This is a genomic window from Streptomyces sp. P9(2023), assembly GCF_032436795.1.
Taxonomy (GTDB): domain Bacteria; phylum Actinomycetota; class Actinomycetes; order Streptomycetales; family Streptomycetaceae; genus Streptomyces.
On sequence record NZ_JAUPWM010000017.1, the window covers coordinates 15665 to 28458 of the forward strand.

The following is a 12794-nucleotide window of genomic DNA, read 5'->3' on the forward strand; positions in this document are numbered from 1 at the left end:
CCGAGGTGGTGCGGACCATGGCGCGCGCCTCCTGGCGCTACAGTCCGCCGACCCGGGTTTCGTCGCATGTCAAGTGAATCGTGTTCAGCGGCCGATGAGTTCATTCGATGGGGTGGCGAATGGTGGCGTTTCTTGAATCCGCGTCGCAAGAGGGGTGATCGTAGGATTACTTTCGGTGCTCGAACCCCCGGAGTCCTTGCGCACGCGGGTATGCCGGAGGCAACCCGCTTTCCTGTTCGAAGGAGTGGAAGCTCCGGACGGACGCCGCAAGACACGGCATTCTGATACGGGTTCGCGCAACAGAGTCTCGACCTGGATGGGGGCGTTCCTGTGGGCGGCAACGGCGCAGACGGTACGGACACCGGCAAGCGCCCGAACGAGCAGCTGAGCTCGTGGTTCGTGCGCAGCGGCTGGTCGAAGGGCGAGCTGGCGCGCCAAGTGAACCGCAGAGCACGCCAGATGGGCGCGCACCACATCTCCACCGACACCTCGCGCGTCCGCCGCTGGCTGGACGGCGAGCAGCCGCGCGAACCCATTCCGCGGATCCTCTCCGAGCTGTTCTCCGAGCGGTTCGGCTCGGTCGTCGCCATCGAGGACCTCGGGCTGCGCACGGCCCACCAGGCGCCGTCCGTCTCCGGTGTCGACCTGCCGTGGGCGGGCCCCCAGACCGTCGCCCTGCTCAGCGAGTTCTCCCGCAGCGACCTCATGCTCGCCCGGCGCGGATTCCTCGGCACCTCCCTCGCGCTCGCCGCCGGACCCTCCCTCATCGAGCCCATGCAGCGCTGGCTCGTCCCCACCCCGGTCGGCGAGCCCGCCCCGCCCGAGCCGCTCCCCGCCGGCCACCGCCCCGGCAAGCTCTCCGCGATCGAGCTCGACCTCCTCGAATCCACCACGGCGATGTTCCGCCAGTGGGACGCCCAGTGCGGCGGCGGCCTGCGCCGCAAGGCGGTTGTCGGCCAGCTCCACGAGGTCACCGACCTCCTCCAGGAGCCGCAGCCCGCCGCCACCGCCCAGCGCCTCTTCAAGTGCGCGGGCGAACTGGCCGAGCTGGCCGGCTGGATGAGCTACGACGTGGGCCTCCAGCCCACCGCCCAGAAGTACTTCGTCCTCGCCCTGCACGCGGCGAAGGAGGCCGGGGACAAGCCCCTCGGCTCGTACATCCTGTCCTCCATGAGCCGCCAGATGATCCATCTCGGCCGGCCCGACGACGCGCTCGAACTCATCCACCTCGCCCAGTACGGCAGTCGCGACTGCGCCACCCCGCGCACCCAGGCCATGCTGTATGCGATGGAGGCCCGCGCCTACGCCAACATGGGCCAGCCCTCCAAGTGCAAGCGAGCCGTGCGGATGGCCGAGGAGACCTTCGCCGACGTCGGCCTCGACGGCGAGCCCGAGCCCGACTGGATCCGCTTCTTCTCCGAGGCCGAACTCAACGGCGAGAACTCGCACTCGTACCGCGACCTGGCCTATGTCGCCGGGCGCTCCCCGACGTACGCCTCGCTCGCCGAGCCCGTCATGGAGCGGGCCGTCTCGCTCTTCGAGAAGGACCCCGAGCACCAGCGGTCGTACGCACTCAACCTGATCGGCATGGCCACCGTGCACCTCCTCAAGCGCGAGCCCGAGCAGTCCGCCGGCCTGGTCGAGAAGGCGCTCGGCGTCGCCAGGAGCGTCCGCTCCGAGCGGGTCAACACCCGGCTGCGCAAGACCGTCGACACCGCCGCCCGCGACTTCCGCGACGTCGCCGAGGTCGTCCAGCTCACCGACCGGCTCACCGCGCTGCTGCCCGAGACCGCCGAGGCCGTCTGAGCGCATCCGCCCGATCACACGGGCCCCGCACACTCCGGCCGCGACAGCGTTCCCGTACTGCCCGACTCGGCTCCCCCGCCGCCAGGACACAGGGACAGCTGTCGCGGCCGGTACGCGTCGCCCGCGTTACATGTCCGTGACCCAGGCGTTCACAGTCGCGTAACACGTCCCATCCCTTCGTCACTGCGGCGAAACATCGTGCGGCATCGGCGGAAACGGCGCTGCGCCAACCTCTGGCGCATAACCGGCCACCCCTCACGGCCAAGCCACCTCCCGGCCCCGCCCCCGCACAGGCCGTACGACGACGAGGAGACGCCGATGGCACCAGCCATCACGACCCTGGCCGCAGACGCCCCCGAGCTGTCTGCCGCCAACACCGGGTTCATGCTCATCTGCTCCGCCCTGGTCATGCTGATGACCCCGGCACTCGCCTTCTTCTACGGAGGCATGGTCCGCGTCAAGTCCACCCTGAACATGCTGATGATGAGCTTCATCAGCCTCGGGATCGTCACGATCCTCTGGGTGCTCTACGGCTTCAGCCTCGCCTTCGGCACCGACTCCGGATCGATCATCGGCTGGTCCTCCGACTACGTCGGCCTCAGCGGCATCGGCGTCACCGAGCTGTGGGACGGCTACACCATCCCGGTGTACGTCTTCGCCGTCTTCCAGCTGATGTTCGCGATCCTCACCCCGGCCCTGATCAGCGGCGCCCTCGCGGACCGCGTCAAGTTCACCGCCTGGGCCCTCTTCATCGCCCTCTGGGTCACCGTCGTCTACTTCCCGGTCGCGCACTGGGTCTGGGGCGCCGGCGGCTGGCTCTTCGAGATGGGCGTCATCGACTTCGCCGGTGGCACGGCGGTCCACATCAACGCCGGCGCCGCGGCCCTCGGTGTCATCCTCGTCATCGGCAAGCGGGTCGGCTTCAAGAAGGACCCGATGCGGCCGCACAGCCTGCCGCTGGTCATGCTCGGCGCCGGTCTGCTCTGGTTCGGCTGGTTCGGCTTCAACGCCGGCTCGTGGCTCGGCAACGACGACGGCGTCGGCGCGGTCATGTTCGTCAACACGCAGGTCGCGACCGCCGCCGCCATGCTCGCCTGGCTGCTCTACGAGAAGATCCGGCACGGCTCCTTCACCACCCTGGGCGCCGCCTCCGGCGCGGTCGCCGGCCTCGTCGCCATCACCCCGTCCGGCGGCTCCTCCTCCCCGCTCGGCGCGATCGCCATCGGCGCCATCGCCGGTCTGGTCTGCGCCATGGCCGTCGGCCTGAAGTACAAGTTCGGCTACGACGACTCCCTCGACGTCATCGGTGTCCACCTCGTCGGCGGTGTCATCGGCTCCCTGCTCGTCGGCCTCTTCGCCACCGGCGGCGTCCAGTCCGACGCCAAGGGCCTCTTCTACGGCGGTGGCCTGGAGCAGCTCGGCAAGCAGGCCGTCGGTGTCGTGGCTGTCCTCGCCTACTCTCTGATCGCCTCCGCGATCCTCGCGCTGATCATCGACAAGACGATGGGCATGCGGGTCAGCGAGGACGACGAGGTCTCCGGCATCGACCAGGTCGAGCACGCCGAGACCGCGTACGACTTCAGCGGAGCCGGCGGCGGCGCCTCCTCGCGCTCCACCGCCGCGCCCGCCCCGGCAGCTACGGAGACCAAGAAGGTGGACGCATGAAGCTCATCACCGCAGTCGTGAAGCCGCACAGGCTGGACGAGATCAAGGAGGCCCTGCAGGCCTTCGGAGTCCAGGGCCTCACGGTCACCGAGGCCAGCGGATACGGCCGCCAGCGCGGCCACACCGAGGTCTACCGCGGCGCCGAGTACACCGTCGACCTCGTCCCCAAGATCCGCATCGAGGTCCTGGTCGAGGACGACGACGCCGAACAGCTCATCGATGTCGTGGTCAAGGCCGCCCGAACCGGCAAGATCGGAGACGGCAAGGTGTGGAGCGTCCCGGTCGAGACGGCCGTCCGGGTCCGCACCGGCGAACGCGGGCCGGACGCACTGTAAGCGCGGAGCACTTCCGCGGAGCACTTTAAGGAGCTGCTGGGTGACGAGCGTCGACACGAGTACGCGAGCGGAAGACCCGGGACCCAGCGGCTACGCGGCGGCCCGGCTGCGCCTTCTCACCGAGAAGGAGCAGTCCGGGCCGCCGCGCCGTGCCGCCCTGGCCCGGCTCACCGACGACTGGCTGACCGGACTGTTCGCCGCCGCCCGGCCGCCGCGAGGGGTGGCGCTCGTCGCCGTCGGCGGCTACGGGCGCGGCGAACTCTCCCCGCGCAGCGACCTCGACCTGCTCCTGCTGCACGACGGCACCGCCGACCCGGGCGCAGTCGCCACCCTCGCCGACCGGATCTGGTACCCGGTCTGGGACCTGGGCCTCGCCCTCGACCACTCCGTACGCACCCCCGCCGAGGCCCTCAAGACGGCCGGGGAGGACCTGAAGGTCCAGCTCGGGCTGCTCGACGCCCGGCCGGTCGCCGGCGACCTCGGAGTCGTCGCCGGACTGCGCACCGCGGTCCTCGCCGACTGGCGCAACCAGGCCCCGAAGAAGCTCCCCGAACTCGACGCACTCTGCCGCGAGCGCGCCGAGCGGATGGGAGAGCTGCGGTTCCTCCTCGAACCCGACCTGAAGGAGGCCAGAGGAGGGCTCCGCGACGCCCAGGTGCTGCGCGCCGTCGCCGCCTCCTGGCTCGCCGACGCGCCCCGCGAAGGCCTGGACGGCGCCCGCCGCCGCCTCCTCGACGCCCGCGACGCCCTGCACCTCGCCACCGGGCGGGCCACCGACCGGCTCGCCCTCCAGGAGCAGGACGCCGTCGCCGAGGAGCTGGGCCTCCTCGACGCCGACACCCTGCTCCGCGAGGTCTACGAAGCGGCCCGGGTCATCTCGTACGCCACCGACGTCACCTGGCGCGAGGTCAACCGGGTCCTGAAGGCCCGCTCCGCCAGGCCCCGGCTCCGCGGCCTCCTGGGCGGCCGGACGGGCGGGCGCGGCGCGAAGCCGCCCATCGCGCGCACCCCGCTCGCCGAAGGGGTGGTCGAGATGGACGGCGAGGTCGTCCTCGCCCTCAGCGCCAAACCCGACCGCGACCCCGTCCTCCCGCTGCGCGCCGCCGCCGCGGCCGCCCAGTCGGGTCTTCCGCTCTCCCTGCACGCCGTACGCCGCCTCGCCGCCGACGCCAAGCCGCTGCCCGTGCCCTGGCCCGCCGAGGCGCGCGAGGAACTCGTCACCCTGCTCGGCGCGGGGGAGTCCACTGTGCCCGTCTGGGAAGCCCTGGAGGCCGAAGGCCTCATCACCCGGCTGCTGCCCGACTGGGAGCGCGTCCGCTGCCGCCCGCAGCGCAACCCCGTCCACACCTGGACCGTCGACCGGCACCTGGTCGAGACCGCCGTCCGCGCCTCCTCGCTGACCCGCCGGGTCGGCCGGCCCGACCTGCTGCTCGTCGCCGCGCTGCTGCACGACATCGGCAAGGGCTGGCCCGGCGACCACTCCGTGGCCGGGGAGACCATCGCCCGTGACGTCGCCGCCCGGATCGGCTTCGACCGCGCCGACGTGGCCGTCGTCGCCACCGTCGTACGCCACCACCTGCTGCTGGTCGAGACCGCGACCCGGCGCGACCTGGACGACCCCGCGACCGTACGGTCCGTGGCCACCGCCGTCGGCACGCAGGGCGCGCTCGAACTCCTCCACGCCCTCACCGAGGCCGACGCGCTCGCCACCGGACCCGCCGCCTGGTCCACCTGGCGTGCCTCGCTCGTCGCCGACCTCGTCAAACGCGTCGGGGCCGTCCTCGCGGGCGAGGCCGGGGCGGAACCGGAACCGGCCGCACCCAGCGCGGAGCAGGAACGGCTCGCGATCGAGGCGCTACGGACCGGGGAGCCGGTCCTCGCCCTGCGCACCCAGCCCGAGGCGGCGCCCGAGGACGGCACACCGGAACCGGTCGGCGTCGAACTCCTCATCGCCCTGCCCGACCAGCCCGGCGTCCTGCCCGCCGCGGCCGGTGTCCTGGCCCTGCACCGGCTGACCGTCCGGGCGGCCGACCTGCGCGCCGTCGAGCTGCCCACCGAGCTCGGCGAGGGCCCCGGCGCCGTCCTGGTCCTGAACTGGCGCGTCGCCGCCGCGTACGGCTCCCTGCCCCAGGCCGCCCGGCTCCGCGCCGATCTCGTACGCGCCCTGGACGGCAGCCTCGACATCCCGGCCCGCCTCGCCGAACGGGACGCCGCGTACCCGAGACGGCGCGGCGTCACCGCCCCGCCGCCGCGCGTGACGGTCGCCCCCGCCGGCTCCCGGCTCGCCACCGTCATCGAGGTCCGCGCCCAGGACGCCCCCGGCCTGCTCCACCGCATCGGCCGGGCCCTGGAGGGCGCCGACGTCCGGGTCAGGAGCGCGCACGTCTCGACACTCGGCGCGAACGCGGTGGACACCCTGTACGTGACCCGCCCCGACGGCTCCCTCCTCCCGGCCGAGGAGGCCGCCGACCTGGCGCAGGCACTGGAGGCGGCGCTGGGGTGACATGCCAGCCCGTCGCTCGTCGACCACGGCGTGGTCCCCGCGCGAGCGGGGGTGATCCGCAGGTCAAGGGCCGGGCTGCCGGTGCCGATGTCTGGTCCCCGCACACGCGGGGATTGTGTCCCCGCCCGCCGGATCCGACGGGCGGGGACACGTACTTCGACCGGCCAGATACCCTTGAGGGCAATCCGTCCGCCCGCCCCCGACACCGAGGATCCGCGACCGCCGTGTTCGATACCCTCTCCGACCGCCTTGCAGCGACATTCAAGAACCTCCGGGGCAAGGGCCGCCTGTCCGAGGCGGACATCGACGCCACCGCGCGCGAGATCCGGATCGCCCTCCTTGAGGCGGACGTCGCTCTGCCCGTCGTCCGGGCGTTCATCCGACAGGTCAAGGAGCGGGCCACCGGCGCCGAGGTCTCCCAGGCGCTGAACCCCGCCCAGCAGGTCATCAAGATCGTCAACGAGGAGCTCATCGGCATCCTCGGCGGCGAGACCCGCCGGCTCCGGTTCGCCAAGACCGCGCCGACCGTGATCATGCTCGCCGGTCTCCAGGGTGCCGGTAAGACCACCCTCGCCGGAAAGCTCGGTCTCTGGCTCAAGGGCCAGGGCCATTCCCCGCTGCTCGTCGCCTGTGACCTCCAGCGCCCCAACGCCGTCACCCAGCTCGGCGTCGTCGCCGAGCGCGCGGGCGTGGCGTTCTACGGCCCGCAGCCGGGCAACGGCGTCGGTGACCCGGTCCAGGTCGCGAAGGACTCGATCGAGTACGCGCGGACCAAGATGTTCGACGTCGTCATCGTCGACACCGCCGGCCGCCTCGGCATCGACCAGGAGCTGATGCAGCAGGCCGCGGACATCCGCGACGCCGTCAGCCCCGACGAGGTCCTCTTCGTCGTCGACGCCATGATCGGTCAGGACGCGGTCAACACCGCCGAGGCCTTCCGCGACGGCGTCGGCTTCGACGGTGTCGTGCTCTCCAAGCTCGACGGCGACGCCCGAGGCGGTGCCGCGCTCTCCATCGCGCACGTCACCGGCCGCCAGATCATGTTCGCCTCCAACGGCGAGAAGCTGGACGAGTTCGACGCGTTCCACCCGGACCGCATGGCGTCCCGCATCCTCGGCATGGGCGACATGCTCTCCCTGATCGAGAAGGCCGAGCAGACCTTCAGCCAGGAAGAGGCCGCCAAGATGGCCTCCAAGCTGGCGTCCAAGAAGGGCCAGGAGTTCACGCTCGACGACTTCCTGGCCCAGATGGAACAGGTCCGCAAGATGGGCTCCATCTCCAAGCTGCTCGGGATGCTCCCCGGCATGGCGCAGATGAAGGAGCAGATCAACAACATCGACGAGCGGGACGTCGACCGCACGGCCGCCATCATCAAGTCGATGACCCCGGGCGAGCGCCAGGACCCGACGATCATCAACGGCTCCCGCCGCGCCCGTATCGCCAAGGGCTCGGGCAGCGAGGTCAGCGCGGTCAAGGGGCTCGTCGAGCGGTTCTTCGAGGCCCGCAAGATGATGTCCCGCATGGCCCAGGGCGGCGGCATGCCGGGCATGCCCGGGATGCCCGGCATGGGCGGCGGTCCTGGCCGGCAGAAGAAGCAGATCAAGCAGGCCAAGGGCAAGCGCAAGAGCGGCAACCCGATGAAGCGCAAGGCCGAGGAGCAGGCCGAGCAGGCCCGCCGCGAGCAGGCGCAGCAGGGCGGCGCGTTCGGCCTCCCGGCGGCCGGGCAGGGTCCGGGCGACTTCGAGCTGCCGGACGAGTTCAAGAAGTTCATGGGCTGACGTTCGTCAGGTCGTACGAGTTCGTAGGTCGTACGCGAAGGGGCCCGGGGCGGTGTGAAACCGCCCCGGGCCCCTTTTCACTCCTTCACGCCGCCTGACGTGCCGGAATTGTCGGCCCTTCCGATACTGAGGGCCGGGCCCGACGTCGGTATGAGGAGAGCAGCGTGCCCAACTCCGTACCCCCGCGCGACCGGACCGACCAGCCCTGGCGCTCGGAGGGGGCTCCGCCGCCCCCGCCGCCGAAGAAGAAGATGCCCGGCGGCTGGGGCGGGCTCATCCTCGCCGCCCTGATCGTCTATCTGATCGCCAACCTCGTGCTGTCGTTCTTCAACCGGGGCGACGAGCCGACGATCTCGTACACCGAGTTCAGCAAGCAGGTGACCGCGGGCAACGTCACCAAGATCTACTCCAAGGGCGACGCCATCCAGGGCGAGCTGAAGAACAAGCAGCCGCTGCCCAACGGCGACAAGGGCGACTACAGCAGGTTCGTCACCCAGCGGCCGGCCTTCGCCGACGACAACCTCTGGGACGAGCTGACCGCGAAGGGCGTCACGGTCACCGCCGAGCCCGTCGTCCAGGAGCGCAGCTTCCTCGCCAACCTGCTGATCTCGCTCGCGCCGATGCTGCTGCTCGTCGTGCTGTGGATCTTCATCGCCCGCCGGATGAGCTCCGGAATGGGCGGCGCCGGCGGCATGCTCGGCCGCAAGACCCCGCCCAAACCCGTCGAGCTCGAAGCGGGCGCCCACCGGACCACCTTCGAGGACGTGGCCGGCATCGACGAGGTCGAGGGCGAGCTCAACGATGTCGTCGACTTCCTGAAGAACCCTTCCGCCTACCGTGAGATGGGCGCCAGGATGCCGCGCGGCGTCCTCCTCGCCGGACCGCCCGGAACCGGCAAGACGCTGCTCGCGCGGGCCGTGGCAGGCGAGGCGGGCGTCCCGTTCTTCTCCGCCTCGGCGTCCGGGTTCATCGAGATGATCGTCGGCGTCGGCGCCTCGCGCGTACGGGAACTCTTCGCCGAGGCGCGGAAGGTGGCCCCGGCGATCATCTTCATCGACGAGATCGACACCATCGGCCGGGCCCGCGGCGGCGGCTCCGGCATGGGCGGCCACGACGAGCGCGAGCAGACGCTCAACCAGATCCTGACCGAGATGGACGGCTTCACCGGCTCCGAGGGCGTCATCGTCCTCGCCGCGACCAACCGTGCCGACGTCCTCGACCCGGCGCTCACCCGGCCCGGCCGCTTCGACCGGATCGTGCACGTGAACCCGCCCGACCGCGGGGGCCGCGAGGCCATCCTCAGGATCCACACCCGGGACATCCCGCTCGCCCAGGACGTCGACCTGGTCCAGGTCGCCCGTACGACCCCGGGGATGACCGGCGCCGAGCTGGCCAACCTCGCCAACGAGGCCGCCCTCCTCGCCGTCAAACGGCAGCAGAAGGCGGTGACCCGGTCGGACCTCTCGGACGCCCTGGAGAAGGTCCAGCTCGGCGCGGAACGGCCGCTGGTGATGCCCGAGGAGGAGCGCCGCCGCACCGCGTACCACGAGAGCGGCCACGCCCTCCTCGGCATGCTCCAGCCGGGCGCCGACCCGGTCCGCAAGATCACCATCGTGCCGCGCGGCCGGGCCCTCGGCGTGACGCTCTCGACGCCGGACGCCGACAAGTACGCGTACACGGAGGAGTACCTGCGCGGCCGGATCATCGGCGCGCTCGGCGGGATGGCCGCCGAGCAGGTCGTCTTCGGCGTCGTCACCACCGGCTCCGAGAGCGACCTGGAGCAGGTCACCAACATCGCCCGCGGCATGGCGGGACGCTGGGGCATGAGCGAACGCGTCGGCCGCCTCACGGCCATCCCCGCCGACGCCCAGCAGGCGTACGGCCTCTCCGCGGCCCCGGAGACGCTCGACATGGTGGCTCATGAGATGCGCCGGATCGTCGACGAGTGCTACGAGAGCGCCATCCTCCAACTCCGCGAGAACCGCGACAAGCTCGACGCCCTCGCCGCCGCGCTCCTCGCCAACGAGACCCTGGAGGAGGACGCGGCGTACCGCGCGGCCGGCATCACCCGCCTGACGAAGGACACGTAGGCCACCGTTCGGGGGTTACGGCACCCGGGCGATCTGGTAGCGGAAGACGTTCGGCATCCAGACCGTGCCGTCACCGCGGACGTACGGGTGCAGGGCCTCCGCGATCTCCTTCTCGACCTGGGACGGATCCGTCGCCCGGACCGCCGCGTCGAAGTCGCCCGTCGACATCAGCCCCCGGACGGCGCTGTCCTGGTCCGCGTACCCGAACGGGCACGACACCCGCCCCGAACCGTCCGGCTTCAGACCGGCCCGGGCCACCACGTCCTCCAGGTCCTCCCCGAACGCCGGCCGCCGCCCCGCGAGGCGCGCGGCGACCCGCAGGACGGACGAGGTCGCGCACCGCTCGGGCGGCCCCCAGCCCGCCAGCACGACCGCCGCGCCCGGTTCCGCCAGAGGAGTGACGGCCGCGAGCGCCCGCCCCGGACCGGCCGAGGGGTGGAAGACCGTGATCACGTCGTACGGGGCACGGGACGGACCCCCGGCATCCGCCGGCTCGCCCTCCACGACCGCGTGCCCCACCCCTTCCGGCAGCCGCTCCCTGGCCAGCTCCACGCGCGCGTGGTCCCGGTCCACGCCGATGACCCGCGCGCCCCGCGAGGCCGCCATCAGCAGCGCGAGCCCCGAGCCGCAGCCGAGCCCCAGGACCCGGGAGCCGGGGCCCACGTCGAGCCGGTCGTACACCGCCTCGTAGAGCGGTACGAGCATGCGTTCCTGGATCTCGGCCCAGTCGCGCGCGGGGTGGTGCGGGACGAGCGTAGGTGTCATGGAAAGCGCCCCAATCAGTGCCTGGTCGACAGCCCCCGTGTACGTGCGCCCGCATCCCCCCGTATGTCAGGGAACTGCCGATCCGTGCCCGCGTCCAGTGCTCGCGCCGGACCACTTCCGCCGTCCGGGTGGGGCCGGTGCGCCCGCCTGACCCACGAGCCGGTACTGTCCTGCATCGTCCCCGGGGCGCGTTACGGCTACCTCCTACGCGCCGGGCGTATGCGCCGCTACGCACCACCTTGCCGCGACCTGCGTGACTTCTCCGCACATCGGCGCACTGACCCTCGTCCGGACGCATCAAGGGCAACTGACGGGTAAGTGCAAAATATTTGGGATGCCCCGGAATGGAACCCGGGGGCGCGTCGGCTCGTTGTACGCGACGTGAGCACGACACCCCCTGTTCTCGCCGCAGAGCTGGCACAGGCGTGGGCCGACATTCAGCGGCACCACCCCGAACTGCCGGATCTTGCCGCGCCCGAGTCCCTGATCGGAGAGTCCTCGTCCGCCTGCGGCGCCGAGCTCTCCTTCGAACGACTGCTCCACGAAGCAGTCCACGGCATCGCCGCCGCCCGAGGAGTCCGCGACACCTCACGCGCCGGCCGCTACCACAACCGCAGATTCCTCGCGATCGCCGAGGAGATGGGCCTGGACCACCCCGAGGAGCCGCACGCCAGCAGCGGGTTCTCCCTGGTCACGCTCAACCCCGAGGCGAAGCGGCGGTACCGGCCCACGATGGAGCGGCTCCAGCGCGCCCTCAAGGCCCACACCGTCGCGACCGCCGCGGACACCAAGCGCTCCTTCCGCGGACCCGCCGCCCGGCACGGCTCCTCCGGCGGTGGCGTGCGCGTGAAGGCCGTCTGCGACTGCGGGCGGAACGTGCGCGTGGTGCCCTCGGTGCTCGCCCAGGCCCCGATCGTCTGCGGCGGCTGCGGCAAGCCCTTCCGTATCCCGGAACCGGTGGGCGCGGCAGGCTGACCCCCGACCCGGCCGGGTCGGGGCCGCCACGGGCGTGTGGCACAATGGCTAGCTGTACTCGACAGTCGCATAGGACCCCTCTCTCCTCCGGCTGACGCGTCCATCGGGCACCCGAGTACCGCAACCCCACGTGGCATCTCATGTGCCCAACCACGTCAAGACCAGGAGACACCACTCCAGTGGCAGTCAAGATCAAGCTCAAGCGCCTCGGCAAGATTCGCCAGCCGCACTACCGCATCGTCGTCGCCGACTCCCGCACCCGCCGGGACGGTCGTGCGATCGAGGAGATCGGTCTGTACCACCCGACGTACAACCCGTCGAAGATCGAGGTCGACTCGGACCGCGCGCAGTACTGGCTGTCCGTCGGCGCCCAGCCGACCGAGCCCGTCCTCGCCATCCTGAAGCTCACCGGCGACTGGCAGAAGCACAAGGGTCTGCCGGCCCCGGCGCCGCTGCTGCAGCCGGCGACGAAGGAAGACAAGCGCGCCTCCTTCGACGTCTTCGCGAAGACGCTCGAGGGTGACGACGCCAAGGGTGAGGCCATCACCCCGAAGGCGAAGAAGGCCGACAAGAAGGCGGACGAGGCCGAGGCGGCCGCGTCCACCGAGTCGACCGAGGCCTGAGCATGCTCGAGGAGGCTCTCGAGCACCTCGTGAAGGGCATCGTCGACAACCCCGACGACGTGCAGGTCGCCTCGCGCAACCTGCGTCGCGGGCGCGTGCTGGAGGTCCGGGTCCACCCCGACGACCTCGGCAAGGTGATCGGCCGTAACGGCCGCACCGCGCGTGCATTGCGTACCGTCGTGGGCGCCATCGGCGGCCGTGGCATCCGGGTCGACCTCGTCGACGTGGACCAGGTCCGCTGAGCAAGTTGGACA

The 12794-nt window shown here is 71.5% G+C and carries 10 protein-coding genes; 9 read left to right on the forward strand and 1 reads right to left on the reverse strand.

The window, feature by feature from the left end; all coding sequences use genetic code 11:
* Window positions 1-330: 330 nt before the first annotated feature.
* From Q5762_RS21660 to ftsH, 6 genes are all read left to right on the forward strand, one after another.
* Window positions 331-1806: a hypothetical protein gene (locus Q5762_RS21660; protein WP_315893850.1), complete on the forward strand. Its 1476-nt coding sequence runs from the start codon at window positions 331-333 to the stop codon at window positions 1804-1806.
* A gap of 318 nt (window positions 1807-2124) precedes the next feature.
* Window positions 2125-3471: an ammonium transporter gene (locus Q5762_RS21665; RefSeq protein ID WP_315893851.1), complete on the forward strand. Its 1347-nt coding sequence runs from the start codon at window positions 2125-2127 to the stop codon at window positions 3469-3471.
* Window positions 3468-3806, forward strand: a complete 339-nt coding sequence (locus Q5762_RS21670) for a P-II family nitrogen regulator (protein ID WP_101390346.1) — start codon at window positions 3468-3470, stop codon at window positions 3804-3806. The genes Q5762_RS21665 and Q5762_RS21670 overlap by 4 nt, the downstream gene beginning before the upstream one ends.
* A 40-nt stretch (window positions 3807-3846) precedes the next feature.
* Window positions 3847-6309 carry a [protein-PII] uridylyltransferase gene (locus Q5762_RS21675; protein ID WP_315893852.1) on the forward strand — a complete coding sequence of 821 codons (2463 nt, stop codon included), beginning with the start codon at window positions 3847-3849 and terminating at the stop codon, window positions 6307-6309.
* Window positions 6310-6533: 224 nt separating this feature from the next.
* Window positions 6534-8087 (forward strand): signal recognition particle protein, encoded by a 1554-nt coding sequence (ffh, locus tag Q5762_RS21680; protein WP_315893853.1) that lies wholly within the window; start codon window positions 6534-6536, stop codon window positions 8085-8087.
* Window positions 8088-8251: 164 nt separating this feature from the next.
* Window positions 8252-10177, forward strand: coding sequence for an ATP-dependent zinc metalloprotease FtsH (gene ftsH, locus Q5762_RS21685; protein WP_315893854.1), 1926 nt, complete (start codon window positions 8252-8254; stop codon window positions 10175-10177).
* Between the two features lie 15 nt (window positions 10178-10192).
* Here the strand turns inward: ftsH and Q5762_RS21690 are convergent, their stop codons facing one another.
* Complete coding sequence (locus Q5762_RS21690) at window positions 10193-10942, reverse strand: methyltransferase domain-containing protein (protein ID WP_315893855.1); 750 nt, start codon at window positions 10940-10942, stop codon at window positions 10193-10195.
* A gap of 381 nt (window positions 10943-11323) precedes the next feature.
* Here Q5762_RS21690 and Q5762_RS21695 point away from each other — a divergent pair, with 381 nt between their 5' ends.
* The 3 genes from Q5762_RS21695 to Q5762_RS21705 all read left to right on the forward strand — a co-directional run bounded on the left by Q5762_RS21695 (window position 11324) and on the right by Q5762_RS21705 (window position 12782).
* Window positions 11324-11917 (forward strand): hypothetical protein, encoded by a 594-nt coding sequence (locus Q5762_RS21695; RefSeq protein WP_315893856.1) that lies wholly within the window; start codon window positions 11324-11326, stop codon window positions 11915-11917.
* Between the two features lie 179 nt (window positions 11918-12096).
* Complete coding sequence (rpsP, locus tag Q5762_RS21700; RefSeq protein WP_315893857.1) at window positions 12097-12540, forward strand: 30S ribosomal protein S16; 444 nt, start codon at window positions 12097-12099, stop codon at window positions 12538-12540.
* Between the two features lie 2 nt (window positions 12541-12542).
* The gene (locus Q5762_RS21705; protein ID WP_005311361.1) at window positions 12543-12782 is read left to right on the forward strand and encodes an RNA-binding protein; all 240 of its coding nucleotides are present in this window, start codon (window positions 12543-12545) and stop codon (window positions 12780-12782) included.
* Window positions 12783-12794: the final 12 nt, after the last annotated feature.

Excerpts from the sequence above, each read along its gene's own strand:
- Q5762_RS21665 (WP_315893851.1), top strand. The coding sequence starts at position 2,125 with ATGGCACCAGCCATCACGACCCTGGCCGCAGACGCCCCCGAGCTGTCT.
- Q5762_RS21670 (WP_101390346.1), top strand. The coding sequence starts at position 3,468 with ATGAAGCTCATCACCGCAGTCGTGAAGCCGCACAGGCTGGACGAGATC.
- Q5762_RS21690 (WP_315893855.1), bottom strand. The coding sequence starts at position 10,942 with ATGACACCTACGCTCGTCCCGCACCACCCCGCGCGCGACTGGGCCGAG.
- Q5762_RS21705 (WP_005311361.1), top strand. The coding sequence starts at position 12,543 with ATGCTCGAGGAGGCTCTCGAGCACCTCGTGAAGGGCATCGTCGACAAC.